Below are 16,080 nucleotides of genomic sequence, written 5' to 3'. Positions count from 1 at the left end.
GAATCTGGAAGTATCCTATTTATTGTATTCAATTTTACACCATCCCTTTTTCTTTCGTCGACGAGCATACCTAATTGCAATCCTATTCTGTCTAAATATTTTACATGCTACTGATATATTCTTGTTTTCGAGTATATTATTTTTCTCTTCCGGGTCTTTTTCTAGGTCAGTTGCCCATATTGCTTTACCTTCGCTTGTGTAGACAACTTTAATTTTGCCTTTAACTATCATGAATTCTTTGCCATACTCGGAAATTGCGTAATTTTGCCATTTGCAATTCCTAACTATATGTTTGCTTTTTCCGCCTATATGTAAGCCATCAATCGTGAATTTTATTAGTTCTGTCAGTCCTATTGGCTTAAGCAATCTTATATTTTTGTGACTTTGATTCGTCTTTTGCGGTGGACTATATATAAATGGCACTCTTACGCTTGGCTCCAAGAATGTTGATTTGTAGAGCATCTCATGGTCTCCTAGCATCTCGCCATGATCTGATGTTATTGCTACTGCTGTATTTTTGTAGTCTGTTCTTTCTTTCGCGATATCTATAATCTTACCTAATTGATCATCTAATAATTGTAGATGATCCGCATAGTCAAGTCTAAGTGCGTCAGTATGTTCTTTTTTTAATTTTTCTTTCCATAGATCCCTGATTTTTTTTGTCTCACATGTCGTTTCTAATCTGTCAATCCAGCCATTATTCTTAATTACTCTTGGGAGTTGTTCGTTGTTATTTCTTCCTTTCCATGGCTTTGGCGTGTCAAATGGTTCATGCGGGCCTACGAAACTAATCCACAGAAACCATGGCTTTTTAGTCGGCATTTTCTGAAGCATTTCTATACCCTTACTTGCAATCCAAATATCTGGATATAGTGAGTTAGGAAGAACACTTTCTCTAACCTGCCATGCAGCTTCATTGCATCCATTCTTATAGCGTTCAGCGAGGTCTTTAATGTGAGCTTTATACACTCCTGTCTTTTCCCAATCGTCTGTTATGTCACATTTTACTTTTTGTAAGGCCCGCGGTCCTGCAATTTCTCTTGATTCTATAAATCCTAAATCACTAAGCCTCTTTTTGTTTTCTCTTAAGTCACATTCAATGTTATGGTTGCTCCAATGTGTTTTTCCTACTATCGCTGTATGCCACCCTAAATCTTTTAGTTCACGTATCATTGATGGTGCGCTACCTGGCAAATCTAATGGCCTGTTATATGTAACTCCAGATTCACTTGGTCTCATACCCGTCAACCAACTTATTCTTGCCGGCACACATTGTGGGCTGCTTGTATAGCATCTCTCTATTATTAGACCTTCTTCTGCTAAGGCCTTCAATTCTTTCAGTTCTGTTACCGGTTTCATGGGATCTCCCCAGTCACCTCGCCATTGATCAAATGTGATTAATATTAAGTTTGTTCTGTCTTTATTTGTATATTGTTTCCCCTTAGATTTTCCTATTAGTTTTTCCCACATTTTTTCTTTTAATTTATGTCGGTTCATTACTGGTTAGCTCTCCATCCCGATATTACTCGTCCGATTGGCGGCGTAAAGCAGATGCATCGACTTGCTGAGTCTATTGTTGCCTGCGGACGTAAGGCAACAATTATTCAAGAGTCTGCTGATTTCCATCCTGGTTGGTTTAGCAGTAATGTTAATACAATTTCGTTTTCTGAGTGGGTTAAGTTACGCGATTCCTCTCTATCACGTACTCATAATGTCATTATCTTTCCAGAGACTTTCTTGACTACAATTTTTAAATACGCCGCAGGCTTTCCATCTGTCATATTTAATCAAAACTTATCATATACTTTTGGTCTTTCCGGCGATACTTCTTTTCTAAAGCCAAATATTGCATTGTCATTGTATCGTCATGAGTCGATTCTTCAGGTTTTTTGTGTGTCTCAACACGATTACAAGTTTCTCTCTGAGTTTGTTCTTCCTGGAAGCAATCGTGTTTCGTTGATTATTAATGGATTCGATCTCGGTGGTCTCCCTTCCATTTCTAACAAGAAGCGCCAGATTGTCTATATGCCTCGTAAGAATCTCCTTGATGGCTCCGTGGTCGCTTCTATTTTGAGAGAACGATCATTGCTTTCTGGTTGGACCATTAAGCCCATTGACGGTCTTGCTCATACTTCAGTTATTGAACTTATGTCTGAAAGTTTTCTTTTTCTCTCCTTTGGCCATCCTGAAGGATTCGGCTTGCCTGTAGCTGAAGCTCTTGCCTGTGGTTGCGCTGTTGTTGGTTATTCTGGTTTGGGTGGTCGTGAACTTTTTAACTTAGGTTCAGAGTTTTCTATGGCATCTGAAGTTGCTTTTGGTGATTGGGCAGATTTCGTCAATTCTGTTGAAGACTTTGAGCTATCTCTTTGTCAGAATCCAGATAGAGTCTTTCGAAACCTGACTTTATTGTCTGCTGAAGTTCGTTCTAGATATTCCTTATCGGCCATGCAAGACAGCGTTTCTTTGGCGTTAGATAAAGTTGAGGCAAGTTTATAGATTATGAATTAATTTGAAAATATATAATAGCTTTTATGTTTTCTTTCTATTCAATTCACTTAATTCCATGTCCACTCAAAGCCGTATCGTTCTTTTATGCCATCGGCTGTAGCTTGTAACTCTTTGCGAATCTTTCTTCGAAGCCTTTGTTTTAATTTCTCATTCATGCTTACTCCTTCATTCGCCTTTGGCATGCTTGGGAGCCTTAAGTCTGATCTAATCCCTAAGAATTCGGTTATTTTTATCCATTCTTGGGCTGGTTTTTCGAATAGGTCTTCGCTTTTTAATATAAGCATTTGATCTTTTTTGAATAATTTCTCATATCTGTCTAGTTGTTCTAAATACCTGCTTCTTCCTATGTAACTATGTTTTTGGAGGCTCCATATGCCTCCTTGTTGGAGCCTTTCTTGTTCTCTTGCTATGGCTTCCTCTGGTGAAAGTGTTTCGAATCCCTTTCTTTTAGCATGCAAAATTTGTGATATTGCTCTCTCTGCTGGATCTCTTAGCAATACAATCATTTTAACTTTCGGCAATAGTTTGTGTATTCTTGATGGAACGTTTGGGTGAAATAAATAAAATGGCGTTATTTCACCGCATTTTTGATCCTCTCTGGCGTCTATGAAATGGTTTTTATACCAACTTTCATTCCTTTCATGGTTCAAATCGAAGTAGTGCACTTCCTTGCAGTCAGGCAAATAAATCTGGGAATGTCCGCATAGCCATTCGTGCAAACTCGTTGTTCCCCCTTTTTGGGTTCCTATCCCTAAGAAGTCCGGCAGTCGAGCAGGCATGTCAGTCTTCTGGTTTGCAGTCCTTCGTCAGTAGGCTGGCATGACTTTCTGGTAGTCGTCGAGACCATGCTCAAGCTCCTGCTGGGTGACCCCAATGCCCGCAAGCTGAAGCGCTACCAGCCGCTTGTTTCCGACATCACTCTTCTCGAAGAGGAAATTGCTCCCCTGAGCGACGACGATTTACGTAGACGTACGGCCGCATTTCAAGAACGTCTTGCCAATGCCGGCACGCTTGTGAATCAAAGGCTCATCCTTGATGAGATTCTCCCTGAGGCGTTTGCTGTTGTTCGAGAAGCCGGAAAGCGTGTTCTCGGGATGCGTCACTTCGACGTGCAATTGATTGGCGGCATGGTGCTGCATGAGGGTCAGATTGCTGAGATGAAAACCGGCGAAGGCAAAACTCTTGTCGCTACGTTGCCTAGCTACCTCAATGCTCTCACCGGTCGTGGTGTGCATGTGGTCACTGTGAACGACTATCTGGCCCGTCGTGATGCTGAGTGGATGGGGCAGGTCCACCGTTTTCTGGGTTTATCAGTTGGTTTGATCCAGCAGGACATGCGCCCGGAGGAGCGACGCCGCAACTATGCCTGCGATATCACCTATGCCACAAATTCGGAGTTGGGTTTCGATTACCTCCGCGACAATATGGCCGCGGATATTAGTGAAGTGGTTCAACGCGAATTTCAGTTTTGCGTGATTGACGAGGTGGATTCAATCCTCATTGATGAGGCGCGTACACCCTTAATCATTTCTGGCCAGGTCGAGCGTGAGCAGGAGAAATACCAACAAGCTGCCCAATTGGCTGCCTCCCTTGAGCGCTCTGCCGAGATGGGTAAAGACGGTATCGATCCTGAGGGTGATTACGAAGTGGATGAGAAGCAGCGCAGTTGCACTCTTACGGATGAAGGCTTTGCCAAAGCCGAGAAAACTTTGGGTGTCCAGGATCTGTTTGACCCCCAGGACCCCTGGGCCCACTACATCACCAACGCCCTGAAGGCGAAGGAGTTGTTTGTGAAGGATGTGAACTACATAGTTCGGGATGACGAAGCGGTGATTGTTGATGAATTCACCGGTCGTGTGATGCCAGGCCGTCGTTGGAGTGATGGCCAGCACCAAGCGATCGAGGCCAAGGAAAAGCTTCAGATTCAACCGGAAACGCAAACTCTCGCTTCGATTACCTACCAGAACTTCTTTCTTCTCTATCCGCGATTGGCGGGCATGACCGGCACCGCCAAAACAGAGGAAGTGGAGTTCGAGAAGACCTACAAATTGCAGACCACGATTGTTCCGACCAATCGCATTCGCGCACGTCAAGACTGGGCTGATCAGGTATATAAAACTGAAGTGGCGAAGTGGCGGGCTGTTGCCAACGAAACTGCCGAGATCCACAAAAAAGCGCGTCCGGTGCTGGTGGGTACCACATCGGTGGAAAAGAGTGAGTTGTTGAGCAGCCTGCTGGCAGAACAAGATATTCCCCACAACTTGCTTAATGCCAAACCCGAAAATGTGGAACGGGAATCAGAAATCGTGGCTCAAGCAGGCCGCGCTGGTGCCGTCACGATTGCCACCAACATGGCGGGCCGTGGTACGGACATCATTCTTGGTGGGAACAGCGATTACATGGCCCGCCTCAAGTTGCGAGAGGTGTTGCTCGGTCGCCTAGTCAAGCCAGAAGATGGTCCGCTTCCATCCCTTCCTGTCCAGGATTCAGCCTCTGCTACTGGGTTCTCTGAGACGTCTGCAACGGCATCGCCCCGGGCCGGAGCCAGCCTTTATCCCTGTGAGCTTTCGGAGTCCACAGATCAAGTTCTTGCTCAACTTGCGCGAGATTTGGTGAAGGCATGGGGCGATCGCGCCCTCAGCGTGCTTGATCTTGAGGAGAGGATTGCCACGGCGGCCGAAAAGGCCCCAACCGAAGATGCCGAGATCCAATCGCTGCGGGAAGCGATTGCTCTGGTACGGGGTGAATACGACGCGGTCGTGAAGGAGGAGGAGGCCCGTGTGCGCGATGCCGGCGGGCTGCACGTCATTGGTACCGAGCGACACGAGTCGCGCCGAGTAGATAACCAGCTTCGCGGTCGTGCTGGACGTCAGGGTGATCCCGGTTCCACGCGCTTTTTCCTATCGCTAGGCGACAACCTTTTGCGCATTTTTGGTGGTGAGCGCGTGGCTGGCTTGATGAATGCATTCCGGGTGGAGGAAGACATGCCGATTGAGTCGGGCATGCTGACTCGCTCCCTGGAAGGTGCCCAGAAAAAAGTTGAGACGTACTACTACGACATCCGGAAGCAAGTGTTCGAGTACGACGAGGTGATGAACAATCAGCGCCGTGCTGTGTATTCCGAACGTCGCCGTGTGCTGGACGGCCGTGCGTTGAAGAAGCAGGTGATTGGCTATGGCGAACGAACGATGAATGAAATCGTGGAGGCTTACGTGAATCCCGATCTACCCCCTGAGGAATGGGATTTGGATCAGTTGGTGGGAAAGGTGAAGGAATTCATTTACTTGCTTGAAGATCTCACCCCTGCACAAGTGAATGGTTTGGGGATGGACGAGCTCAAGGCTTTCCTTCAGGAGCAATTGCGCAATGCTTACGACCTCAAAGAAGGTCAGATTGAGCAGCAACGCCCAGGCCTGATGAGAGAGGCCGAGCGCTTCTTCATCCTTCAGCAGATCGACACCCTTTGGCGCGAACATCTCCAGGCGATGGATGCGCTTCGGGAATCCGTGGGTCTACGGGGCTATGGACAGAAAGATCCTTTGATCGAATACAAGAACGAGGGTTACGACATGTTCCTCGAGATGATGACCAACATGCGCCGCAATGTGATCTATTCGATGTTCATGTTCCAGCCTGCTGCACCTCAAAGCGGCGGCTGACCATCGGCCTCCCACTGACGGAACGATGCCTCGTAATTAGGGCGGGGCTGAACTCCTTCTGGAATCACCTCACCCATTTGGCGGTAGAGCCCTTCTTTGGCGCAGCGGTAAAACACTGAGCCTTGATTGAGGTGATGGCGTTTGAGATTCGAGCGCCGCACGTGGTTCAGCATGATCCGGTCACCGATGAGGTGGCCGTAGCTCGGCATCAGTACCCAATGGTGGAGTAACTGGAATGCTTGTCGACCAAACAGCATCGTGTTGGTGTCAATGAACCGTTCTGGATCGGTGAGGGGGCACGGCCCCATCTCTGAGCCATCGAGGCGGCAGAGGGTTCGGCCACTCGAAACAAAATCGGCTTTCTCCTTGTCCATGGATGCCAGCAAATCAGCGATGTGGTTTGGTCCGTACCAGTTGTCGGCATCGAGGAAGGCGACGGCATTCACCCCTAACCCGATGGCGTGATAGCAGCCAATCAGCCGGGGGGTGGAGCCAATGTCCCCATGGCTGCGGGGGAGTCGCACATGCTCAGCGTTCCATTTGTTGATGCGTGGGCGTGGGTGTCCGTCGGACACCAGCACGTGCAGGCAGGGCTCGCTTTGGGCCAGCACGCTCTGATGGCATTGCTGCAGTTGGGCCAAGGGCTCTTTGTAGTAGGGCGTGATCACAGCCACCCGTGGGATTTGGTCGCCCAGGCTGCGCTGAAGCCTCCGGTCGTCGATCAGCTCGCCGCTGGCCAGTTGGGCGGTGAGCGTTGCCTCATCGGGGCGGAGGCCGTCGTAGTAAGCGAGAAGGGTGCCGGCTTTGAGGTGGGTGTTATACAGGCTGCGCCAGCTGTGGCCAACCCCAGGCCCAATGCGGCGGTTGCGTTCGAGGGCTTCGGAGCCTTGGCGAATCTTTCGTTCGAGTTGGGGGTAGCTGCGAATCGGCACATGCAGGATTTCAATGCCGCCGTTACTGATCGTGCTCAGGCGTTCGCCGTTCACCGTGGCGCCGTGGTTGCCATCACTCACCGTGACGTTCGGATCGGCGCGATGAATCAGCTTGGGGGGAAGTGGTTCCCCCAGGCTGTTGCGCGAAATGCGTTCCCGCAGCACCTGGCGCTGGTGGAAGGGGCGTTGATCCTTGGCGTCTCGTGCTGGAGGTAGAAAATTCGTGCGCTCCACAGTCACGGCCTGAACTGAGCTCGGCAGCGCCGCCAGAGTGGAGGCGAGATTGCCCTGGGTTGGCCACCAAAATTCATCGGCATCGCTGTTGATCACCCAGTCGGCGCCCAGGTCCGCCGCCATCCGTGCCATTCGCGTCACCCACACCGCTTGATCGTGGCTGTGGTCTGGCTCTTGGATCAGCCGCAGCTTCCCCATCCGTTCATAGCGTTGCAGCAGGGTCAAGCTGCCATCCATTGAACCGTTGTCGGTGGCAATGATCAGCTCCACTCCCTGATCGAGATGAAACCGCAGCATGCTCTCGAGGATGTCGGCCTCATCCCGGCAGAGCAGGGTGAGCATTAATGTCATCGCCGCTGCCTCCTGCTTCGGATCGGCTGCAACACCGGCTCATTGCGGTTGCTGCTGCGGCCGTAATACCAGCGCATTTGGGGAGTGAGGTTGGTGAGTGGCAGCTCGTGGGATGGCCCCAACCGCAGACACTGCTGCACGTGGTCGGCCAGATCTGGATCCTCAAAGTAGGCCTCGCTGCGCGCAAAGCCAAAGCAGCGAAAGTCGTTGCTGTGCAGCAGGTTGGCCATGGCCCGGAGGTTTGGGTCGTGGCTGAGATCATCAAGATCCGCCGTTTGGCGGCGACCCGCCCCAGCTCCTACGGCCGCCAGCTTGGTGCGTAGGCCCTTTGGCCACTTCAGCCGTGCACCCAAGTCGGTGAGATCTTCAGCTAGATCACTGCATCGGATCAGATGTTGCACCTTGGCTCTCTTGCCGTAGTGGGTAAACCAGTGGATTGGGAAGCCATGCACCCACCGCAAATCGTGGGCGTCCATCGCTGCGGGAAGTCGTCGCAGGTAAGCCAACCGTTGTTCTTGGTTGGGGAGTTGCGTGCGCATCTGCACTTCTGTGTCTCGACTGTTTTGTCGGAGAAACTCCCGACACGCCGAGGCCAAGCGTTCATAGGGATGCCGAATGCAGGCGATCACCGCATACCGCTTGAGAAACCGCCATTCCGGGAAATGGCGCAGATCCATTAACGGAAGGTGGGCTTTGTCCACCTGGCGATGCAGTACAGGGTTGTATTCGAAATCGAAAAAGCTCACCACGTCTCGGTCTTGCCCATCCTCCAAAAAGGCTTGGCGGAGGCTGGTGCCCGCACATTTGGGCACATGCAGCAGCACGATCTTCAGGGTGTGATCGATGATCACCCGCTGCTCTCCCCGAGAAATTCAAGGATTTCCCTGTCTTTGAGGCTTTGTGCCTCGCCACCATGGTCGTCTTGCAGAGCACAATCTGTTGCCACGTCATCGAGGCAGCTTCTTAGGGCGTTCACCGTGGTCTCCAGCTCGTCGATTCGCTCCATCAAGTTGCGGATTACATTTGCTTCCGCATCGGGGAGGGCGGAATGGGCTAGGGGGTTGATACGGACGCCGCTTTGGTGGATCACCCGGCCGGGGATGCCCACCACGGTGGAGTCTTCTTCCACATCTCTCACTACCACTGAGCCAGCGCCAATGCGGGTGTTGGGCCCGATCGTGATCGCCCCTAGCACCTTGGCCCCTGCTCCCACCACAACGTTTTCCCCCAACGTGGGATGGCGCTTGCCATGGTCTTTGCCGGTTCCACCCAGGGTGACGCCCTGATACAGCAGGCATCGGTGCCCGATTTCCGCGGTTTCCCCGATCACTACACCCATGCCGTGGTCGATAAACACACTGTGGCCGATGCGTGCACCGGGATGAATTTCGATGCCGGTTAGGGCACGCCCCACTTGGCTGATGCAGCGGGCCAGGAGCTTGAGCGGCAAGCGGCTGCGCCAAAGCCGATGGCTGAACCGGTGCAGACTGATGGCGTGGAGGCCTGGATAGCAAAACAGCATCTCCAGCCAACCGCGAGCAGCCGGATCGCGCTCGCGGATGATGGCGAGATCGGCTCGGATCTGATCAAGCATCGGCGGGGGTCAGCTGGCGGTCGCGGGGGTTTGCAGGCCGATCTCCTTGCGGAGTAAATCGATCGTATCGGTGCTGAGGTAACTCTCGGCGCAGTGCAGTTGCGGCATTCGCATCAGTTGCGATCGGTTTTGGCGCAGGCTCTGTTCAACAAGGGGCAAGCTGGGGCGATCGCAGAGCACGTGGCTGGAGGCGCGCAACAGCGCCAACAGACGACTCCCTACATCTGGAGTGGCCGTCATCAGCAGAAGGTCGTTGCCGCGCATCGAGTGCAGGATCACTTCGGCGGCCCGCAAGATACCGGGGCTGATGCTCACCAGGCCCACGCAACTGCCGGGGCGTAGCTCCTTCAGCATGGCCAGCTCATTGCGGAAATCGTTGAGATCCACCGCCACAGCCCGCACGCTGTGTTTTTTGGCCAGCTCCTCCACGGGCTGGAGGAAGTAACGGCTGGTCACCACCGTTCCATTACTGGAGGTTTCCAGCACGTTTTCCAATTCCTCCATCGGTACCACTTCCACGGGCACGTCGAGGCAGGGCTCCAATTCCTCAGCGATCAGCATCGAAGCACCAATGTCTTCCCGGGGCGTGCTCACCAACACCCGGGCGCCACAGCGCAGCCGCCAGTCGATTTCCCGGGTGAGCAGCTCACGGGTCTGCTGCAGCGTGCAGCCTGCGTTCAGCAGACCATCCACGCATTTGCGCACTTCCCGATCGAGATCGGTGACGCCGCGGTTGCGGATGTGGGGTGGAGTTTTGATTTCCCGCGGTTTCTGCTGGTCGCGTACATAGATGCCCGATCCGGCCATGGCCTCCACCACACCGTCGGTTTCAAGCTGGCGGTACACCTTGCTGATCGTGTTGCGGTGTAATCCGGTCTGCATCGCCAGCTGTCGCGTACTCGGTAATCGGTGGCCAGGCGGGTAGTGCCGTGCAGCAATGGCGAAGCAGATTTGGTTGTACAGCTGGGTCGACGCGGGGATGTCGCTTTCCTGCTGGATATGAAATCGCACGCCGGTGGGCCAGGTTGTAATGCGGCCACCATACGGAGCGAATCCGCTGGTGACAATTGCTTGTGTGTCCGAGAGCCTGTGACAATCTCCAACTCTCCAAGCGGCGACTGGGTCGATTTGAGCTCAGGAGCTGTGCCACTTCGCTGTTGGTGGTCGCCCACCGCTTCAAGCTTGGACGATATAGGAGATATATTTACTCAATCACGTGTAGCTATCGTGCTACCTGAGGCATCTGGCGTGAATGGCTGGGTGCGCAGCGTTGTCAATCGGCTTGCGGCCTCTGGAATACCGGCTCGGTCGATGCAGTTATTGCAAGAACGGCGCCTGGGCTCGATTTGTCCTATTTGGACCAGGATCTGTCTGAGGGTCGACGCCACAGAGGGGCTATGAATAACTGCCGATCAGATCAATCGAACTCAACGGCTCCGACTACGGCTTGAGGGGTGAGGAGCGCAGCAGCATTAACCCTGAGGACTCATCCCAGGGTTGGCAACTTTTGCTCGAGGGTTAATTAGGCCTGGGGGGCCGCCACCTTGGTGGCGGTGGACCGTGGAGGTGCAGGGATGGTGCGGATCGCTTGGTGCACGCTCGAATCCTTGTCGTCTTTTTTCAGGAGGGGGGTCTTACGAGGCGTCAGAAACATGATCATGTTGCGTCCCTCTCGCTTGGGGGATTGCTGGATTTCCGCCTTTTCTTCCAAGTCTTTCGCCATGCGCCGCAACAAAACCTCGGCTAGGGCGGTGTGCTGAATTTCCCGGCCACGGAAAATCACGGTGCACTTCACCTTGTCGCCGGCTTTGAGGAAGCGTTGTGCTTGGCCGATACGCACGTCGTAATCGTGCGAATCGATCTTGTATCGCATTTTCACTTCTTTAACTTCGGTCTGGTGCGACTTCTTCTTGGCTTCTTTGGCTTTCTTTTCTTGCTCAAATTTGAATTTGCCGTAGTCCATGATCCGGCACACCGGCGGATCGGCTTTTTCACTCACCAGCACCAGATCCAATTCGCGCTCTTTGGCCACTTCCAGCGCGTCTTCCCGACTGATCACTCCGAGTTGGCTGCCGTCTGAATCAACAACCCGCAACTGGGGGTAACTGATTCGGTCATTGATGTTTGGAAGCTCCCTTACTGGAGCGCGACGGTCAAAACGGGGACGTGGAGCCATTCAGAGGGAAAAGGGAACAGGTGCAGACAACACTAAAAACACAACGTCTGCTTGGATCAGCCTAGGTGTTGTTCGATCAGCGTCATCGCTTCCGTTAACAGATCCTGTTCGCTGAGCCATTGGGGAGTGTGTTGTCGCCGAAACCAGGTGCGTTGACGTTTGGCGAATTGCCGCGTGCGCTGGCAGGTTGTGGCGATCGCCGATGCCCGTGTGATCGATCCATCGTTGATTTGCAGTGCTTCTGCGTAGCCGATCGTTTGCAGCAGCGGTAAGTCGGCTCCGTAGCGGTCGGCCAAGCGTTGGGTCTCCTCCACCAGGCCGTCCTGATACAGCTGTTCGGTGCGTTGGTTGATCCGTTGCCGCAGGTTGCTGGGATCGAGCCCTAACTCCAAAATTCGCCAGGGGGGAGGCTCCACGCTGGCCTGGCCACTCATCGGTTGGCCTGAGGCGTACAGCACCTCCAAAGCGCGTTGGGTGCGGACCGCATCCGCAGGGGAAATTTTGGCTGCGGCGATTGGATCAGCGGCGGCCAAGAGCGGATGGCAGATGGCCTGTCCCATAGCACTGAACTGCTTGCGCAGCTCGGGTTGTGGACCTACGGCCGGCGGTTTGAGACCGCTCGTTAAAGCTTTCAGGTACAAACCGCTGCCGCCCACGAGTAGGGCGACGCCCCGTTCAGATAGTTCACGTTCAATGCAGGACGTGGCCTCCGCTTGAAATTCCTGCAGCGTGATCGGCTGGTTGGGATTGCGCAGGTCGAGTAGGTGGTGCGTTACCCGGGCCTGTTGTTCGGCGGTGGGTTTGGCGGTGCCCACGTCCATCTCCCGATACAGCTGGCGGGAATCCACGTTGATCACCGGCAGTTCGAGCCGTTCGGCCAGCTCAAGGGCGAGGGCGGTTTTGCCGCTGGCGGTGGGCCCTAGCAAGGTGATCACGAGTGGTTGTGTGGACATCGCCGCAGATCAAAGGGGGTGGAGGCCAGTTGGAGATAGCGCTTCAGAGGCCTCTGCAGGACGCTGTAGACACCCGGTGTAAAATTGAGAATGTCAGATCGTGGTTCAGACCCGTTGCGGCCCCATAGAACCCAGTTTCCTGACTTGAGAGCTTCTGAATGAGCGACGCTTCCAAGGTCCAGAACGAATACGGCGCTGAACAGATTCAGGTGTTGGAGGGGCTTGAGCCCGTCCGGAAACGCCCGGGGATGTACATCGGCACCACCGGACCCCGGGGTCTGCATCACCTGGTGTACGAGGTGGTGGATAACGCGGTGGATGAGGCCCTGGCTGGGCATTGCGACCGAATCACGGTGATTCTTGGCGCTGATGGCTCCGCTTCCGTGACCGATAACGGGCGCGGTATCCCCACGGATGTGCATCCCCGCACGGGAAAGAGTGCCCTGGAAACGGTGCTCACCGTGTTGCATGCCGGTGGCAAGTTTGGAGCAGGTGGATACAAGGTGTCCGGTGGCTTGCACGGCGTTGGTGTGTCTGTCGTCAACGCCCTGAGTGAATGGGTGCAGGTCACCGTGCGTCGTCAAGGTCAGGTGCACCGCCAACGGTTTGAGCGGGGTGCTGCGATTGGCAGTTTGTTGTCCGAGTCTCAGTCGGAGGCTGAGCAGGGTGAAACCGGCACCACAGTGTGTTTTCTGCCGGATCTTCAAATTTTTACCGGCGGGATCGTTTTTGATTACGCCACCCTGTCAGCGCGTTTGCGAGAGCTGGCCTATCTCAACGGTGGGGTGCAGATCGTCTTCCGCGATGAGCGCGAAGCCTCCCTGAGCGATGCCGGTGATCCCCATGAGGAGATCTATTTCTACGAAGGCGGCATCAAGGAATACGTCGCCTACATGAATAAGGCAAAGGATGCCCTTCATCCAGACATTATTTATGTGAATTCTGAGAAAGATGGTGTCCAGGTGGAAGCTGCCTTGCAGTGGTGCGCTGATGCCTATTCCGACAGCATTCTTGGTTTTGCCAACAACATCCGAACAGTGGATGGTGGCACTCATATTGAAGGCTTAAAAACGGTCCTTACCCGCACGCTGAATGCTTTTGCCAAGAAATTGGGCAAACGCAAGGATGCCGATTCCAATTTGGCTGGCGAAAACATTCGCGAAGGCCTAACGGCGGTGTTGTCGGTCAAAGTGCCGGAACCTGAGTTTGAAGGGCAAACAAAAACCAAGCTCGGTAACACCGAGGTTCGCGGCATTGTTGATAATTTAGTTGGCGAAGCCCTCAGCCAATTCCTTGAATTCAATCCTTCAGTGATCAGTCTGATCCTGGAGAAAGCGATTCAAGCCTTTAATGCTGCTGAGGCTGCACGCCGTGCCCGCGAACTGGTGCGACGTAAGAGTGTTTTAGAGAGCTCAACCCTCCCTGGGAAGCTGGCTGATTGCAGCTCCCGCGATCCCAGCGAGTCTGAGATCTACATCGTGGAGGGTGATTCTGCTGGTGGCTCGGCCAAGCAAGGACGCGACCGTCGTTTTCAAGCGATTCTTCCTTTGCGGGGCAAAATTCTCAATATCGAGAAAACAGACGATTCGAAGATTTATAAAAACACAGAAATCCAAGCTCTCATTACAGCATTAGGTCTGGGTATTAAAGGGGAAGAATTTGATCAAAAAAGCCTCCGTTATCACCGTGTTGTGATCATGACGGATGCTGATGTGGATGGCGCTCACATTCGCACCTTGATCCTTACATTCTTCTATCGCTACAAGCGAGAATTGGTGGAAGGTGGATATATTTATATCGCCTGTCCGCCTCTGTATAAGGTTGAGCGCGGTAAAAATCACACCTATTGCTACAACGAATCTGACCTGCAAAAGACGCTTAAAGGGTTTGGTGAAAATGCCAAATACACGATCCAGCGTTTTAAGGGTTTGGGTGAAATGATGCCCAAGCAATTGTGGGAAACCACGATGGATCCCAGTACGCGGATGATGAAGCGAATTGAAATCGAAGATGCTTTGGAAGCTGACCGAATTTTCACGATTCTGATGGGCGACAAAGTGGCCCCTCGCCGTGAGTTCATCGAAACCCATAGCAAAGAATTGGATATGGCAGCACTCGACATTTGATGGGTCCGATGTTGCGATGGAGTTGGCTGCTGGGAGTGGCCTTGATGGCCCCAGCAGCCATGCCAGCCGGTGGTGCAGATTTTCGGCAACCGCAAGTGCGACGTCGCGTCGGTGTTGGTGGTCATCTGCACGTGGCGTCTGATGCGCCCCTGCGTTTGAGTCCGATGGCTGTAGCGCCGCGTCTCAGCACCCTGAGGGCTGGAACCTCACTGCGTTTGCTACGGCGCTGGTCGGCGGCGGATGGCAATGACTGGCTGCACGTCCAACCACTTGGTGAGGATCAACCCCGTGGCTGGCTCCGCGCTTGAAGCGCTGCTGGTCGGATTCGGGGCGATCCCCGGTGCCTGGCTGCGCCTAAAAACGGTCAATCACTTCGAGCCGATGGTGCCCAAAAAGCACTGGGGCACGTTTGTCGTGAATGTAATCGCCTGCTTCGGCTTGGGCTTGGTGTTGGCGCTTGTTCAAAGCTGCAGTGCCAACCCACGCCTTGCGATGTTGATCGGGGTGGGATTTTTTGGAAGCCTCAGCACCTTCTCCACTTTTGCCGTGGAGCTTCTCAATGAATTGCGGTCTGGTCGCCCCTTCGTGTCGCTTGTTTTAGCGCTGACTTCGATTGTGTTTGGTCTGTGCGCAGCAGGGGCTGGTTACGGCCTGGGGAGCTATGCCTGAGCAGCAGCGTTCGTTAACTGCAGAACTGCAGGAGTTGTTCCTGGTGGCCCTTGGCGCTGTTCCTGGAGCGCTACTGCGTTGGCAGGTGGCGCTCCATGGCTCCGATCACCATCTGCTGGTGAATGTGCTGGGTGCTGCATTGCTCGGCTTGCTCGCCGGCTTGCCCGCAGCGCCACGTCGTCAGCTCTTGATTGGGATTGGTTTCTGTGGATCCCTCACCACCTTCAGCAGCTGGATGTTGGAGGCGATGCAATTGATCAGCGCTGGAAAGATTCTTGAGGCCTCAGGCCTCATCTGTCTCACCCTTGGGCTGGGACTGGGCGCCGCAGCCCTTGGGTTGTGGGTTGGCCAGAGGGTTAGGCGGCCAACGCCGCCTCGATCGGAGCCTTAAGCGCCTCGGGGGTGGCATCACTCTTGTAACGGGCAATCACCGTTCCGTCTTTGCCCACCAAGAACTTTTCAAAATTCCAGGCCACATCTCCGGCGGGTTCAGTCTTGTTCAGAGTGGTGTAAGGCTCTGTGGTGCTTCCCTTCGCGTTCACTTTGTCGAAGAGTTCAAAGTCTGCGCCGTAGGTGGCGGAACAGAAGCTCTTGATTTCATCCAACGTTCCTGGTTCCTGAGCGCCGAAATCGTTGCAAGGGAAACCAAGCACAGCCAATCCCTTGTCGGCATAGGCCTCATTCAGTGCTTGAAGCCCGGCGTACTGCTTGGTGAAACCACATTTGCTGGCCACATTTACGATCAGCAGCACCTTCCCCGCGTAGTCGCCGAGAGATTTGGTGGAGCCGTCTGGGGACGTTACGGAAACACCACTGATGTTGATCGTCATGCCTAAAGCCGGATATTTCGAAAGATTAACCGGCATGAACGGCCATAC

Annotated in this window: 15 protein-coding genes; 6 read left to right on the top strand and 9 right to left on the bottom strand. The window is 53.3% G+C overall.

Going from position 1 to position 16,080, the window contains the following annotated elements; all coding sequences use genetic code 11:
* Window positions 1-15: 15 nt before the first annotated feature.
* Window positions 16-1,497 carry a sulfatase-like hydrolase/transferase gene (locus BL107_RS01350; protein WP_083772460.1) on the bottom strand — a complete coding sequence of 494 codons (1,482 nt, stop codon included), beginning with the start codon at window positions 1,495-1,497 and terminating at the stop codon, window positions 16-18.
* Between BL107_RS01350 and BL107_RS12490 the strand changes: the two genes are divergently transcribed.
* Window positions 1,486-2,496 (top strand): glycosyltransferase, encoded by a 1,011-nt coding sequence (locus tag BL107_RS12490; RefSeq protein ID WP_156779355.1) that lies wholly within the window; start codon window positions 1,486-1,488, stop codon window positions 2,494-2,496. The two genes, BL107_RS01350 and BL107_RS12490, sit on opposite strands and share 12 nt — an antisense overlap.
* Window positions 2,497-2,555: 59 nt before the next feature.
* On the opposite strand, the gene BL107_RS01340 is transcribed toward BL107_RS12490, so the two are convergent.
* Window positions 2,556-3,287, bottom strand: a complete 732-nt coding sequence (locus BL107_RS01340) for a sulfotransferase domain-containing protein (RefSeq protein ID WP_071984214.1) — start codon at window positions 3,285-3,287, stop codon at window positions 2,556-2,558.
* 66 nt (window positions 3,288-3,353) lie between these two features.
* Between BL107_RS01340 and secA the strand changes: the two genes are divergently transcribed.
* A complete protein-coding gene (gene secA, locus BL107_RS01335) occupies window positions 3,354-6,167 on the top strand; it encodes a preprotein translocase subunit SecA (protein ID WP_009788458.1) in 2,814 nt (937 codons plus the stop codon).
* Here secA and BL107_RS12005 read toward each other — a convergent pair.
* The 6 genes from BL107_RS12005 to miaA form a co-directional block, all read right to left on the bottom strand.
* The gene (locus BL107_RS12005; protein WP_009788457.1) at window positions 6,152-7,675 is read right to left on the bottom strand and encodes a glycosyltransferase family 2 protein; all 1,524 of its coding nucleotides are present in this window, start codon (window positions 7,673-7,675) and stop codon (window positions 6,152-6,154) included. The genes secA and BL107_RS12005 overlap by 16 nt on opposite strands.
* Window positions 7,676-7,680: 5 nt before the next feature.
* Entirely contained in the window at window positions 7,681-8,535 is an 855-nt protein-coding gene (locus tag BL107_RS01325; protein WP_009788456.1) for a sulfotransferase family 2 domain-containing protein, read from the bottom strand.
* Window positions 8,532-9,278 (bottom strand): serine O-acetyltransferase, encoded by a 747-nt coding sequence (gene cysE, locus BL107_RS01320; RefSeq protein ID WP_009788455.1) that lies wholly within the window; start codon window positions 9,276-9,278, stop codon window positions 8,532-8,534. Before cysE ends, BL107_RS01325 begins: the two co-directional genes overlap by 4 nt.
* Before the next feature lie 9 nt (window positions 9,279-9,287).
* Window positions 9,288-10,289, bottom strand: a complete 1,002-nt coding sequence (locus BL107_RS01315) for a GntR family transcriptional regulator (RefSeq protein WP_009788454.1) — start codon at window positions 10,287-10,289, stop codon at window positions 9,288-9,290.
* A gap of 511 nt (window positions 10,290-10,800) precedes the next feature.
* Window positions 10,801-11,454: a translation initiation factor IF-3 gene (infC, locus tag BL107_RS01310; protein ID WP_009788453.1), complete on the bottom strand. Its 654-nt coding sequence runs from the start codon at window positions 11,452-11,454 to the stop codon at window positions 10,801-10,803.
* A gap of 56 nt (window positions 11,455-11,510) precedes the next feature.
* Window positions 11,511-12,407, bottom strand: coding sequence for a tRNA (adenosine(37)-N6)-dimethylallyltransferase MiaA (gene miaA, locus BL107_RS01305; protein ID WP_009788452.1), 897 nt, complete (start codon window positions 12,405-12,407; stop codon window positions 11,511-11,513).
* 158 nt (window positions 12,408-12,565) lie between these two features.
* Here miaA and gyrB point away from each other — a divergent pair, with 158 nt between their 5' ends.
* The 4 genes from gyrB to BL107_RS01285 are packed head-to-tail and all read left to right on the top strand — an operon-like array spanning window position 12,566 to window position 15,593.
* On the top strand, window positions 12,566-14,533 hold the full coding sequence (gene gyrB / locus BL107_RS01300) for a DNA topoisomerase (ATP-hydrolyzing) subunit B (RefSeq protein WP_009788451.1): 1,968 nt from the start codon (window positions 12,566-12,568) through the stop codon (window positions 14,531-14,533).
* Window positions 14,533-14,841: a hypothetical protein gene (locus BL107_RS01295; RefSeq protein ID WP_009788450.1), complete on the top strand. Its 309-nt coding sequence runs from the start codon at window positions 14,533-14,535 to the stop codon at window positions 14,839-14,841. The genes gyrB and BL107_RS01295 overlap by 1 nt, the downstream gene beginning before the upstream one ends.
* The gene (locus BL107_RS01290; RefSeq protein WP_009788449.1) at window positions 14,822-15,202 is read left to right on the top strand and encodes a CrcB family protein; all 381 of its coding nucleotides are present in this window, start codon (window positions 14,822-14,824) and stop codon (window positions 15,200-15,202) included. Before BL107_RS01295 ends, BL107_RS01290 begins: the two co-directional genes overlap by 20 nt.
* Window positions 15,195-15,593 (top strand): CrcB family protein, encoded by a 399-nt coding sequence (locus tag BL107_RS01285; RefSeq protein ID WP_009788448.1) that lies wholly within the window; start codon window positions 15,195-15,197, stop codon window positions 15,591-15,593. Before BL107_RS01290 ends, BL107_RS01285 begins: the two co-directional genes overlap by 8 nt.
* Here the strand turns inward: BL107_RS01285 and BL107_RS01280 are convergent.
* Entirely contained in the window at window positions 15,559-16,032 is a 474-nt protein-coding gene (locus BL107_RS01280) for a glutathione peroxidase (RefSeq protein ID WP_009788447.1), read from the bottom strand. The two genes, BL107_RS01285 and BL107_RS01280, sit on opposite strands and share 35 nt — an antisense overlap.
* Between the last annotated feature and the right edge of the window lie 48 nt (window positions 16,033-16,080).

The sequence above is a fragment of the Synechococcus sp. BL107 genome (assembly GCF_000153805.1).
Lineage (GTDB): Bacteria > Cyanobacteriota > Cyanobacteriia > PCC-6307 > Cyanobiaceae > Parasynechococcus.
Note: the sequence above shows the minus strand (reverse complement) of the source record. Positions and strands in the feature narration are given on the sequence as shown.

Coding starts and splice junctions, on each gene's coding strand:
- BL107_RS01350 (WP_083772460.1), bottom strand. CDS start 1,497: ATGAACCGACATAAATTAAAAGAAAAAATGTGGGAAAAACTAATAGGA.
- infC (WP_009788453.1), bottom strand. CDS start 11,454: ATGGCTCCACGTCCCCGTTTTGACCGTCGCGCTCCAGTAAGGGAGCTT.
- BL107_RS01280 (WP_009788447.1), bottom strand. CDS start 16,032: ATGACGATCAACATCAGTGGTGTTTCCGTAACGTCCCCAGACGGCTCC.
- miaA (WP_009788452.1), bottom strand. CDS start 12,407: ATGTCCACACAACCACTCGTGATCACCTTGCTAGGGCCCACCGCCAGC.
- BL107_RS01340 (WP_071984214.1), bottom strand. CDS start 3,287: ATGCCTGCTCGACTGCCGGACTTCTTAGGGATAGGAACCCAAAAAGGG.
- BL107_RS12005 (WP_009788457.1), bottom strand. CDS start 7,675: ATGCTCACCCTGCTCTGCCGGGATGAGGCCGACATCCTCGAGAGCATG.
- gyrB (WP_009788451.1), top strand. CDS start 12,566: ATGAGCGACGCTTCCAAGGTCCAGAACGAATACGGCGCTGAACAGATT.
- BL107_RS12490 (WP_156779355.1), top strand. CDS start 1,486: ATGTCGGTTCATTACTGGTTAGCTCTCCATCCCGATATTACTCGTCCG.
- secA (WP_009788458.1), top strand. CDS start 3,354: ATGCTCAAGCTCCTGCTGGGTGACCCCAATGCCCGCAAGCTGAAGCGC.
- cysE (WP_009788455.1), bottom strand. CDS start 9,278: ATGCTTGATCAGATCCGAGCCGATCTCGCCATCATCCGCGAGCGCGAT.
- BL107_RS01285 (WP_009788448.1), top strand. CDS start 15,195: ATGCCTGAGCAGCAGCGTTCGTTAACTGCAGAACTGCAGGAGTTGTTC.
- BL107_RS01295 (WP_009788450.1), top strand. CDS start 14,533: ATGGGTCCGATGTTGCGATGGAGTTGGCTGCTGGGAGTGGCCTTGATG.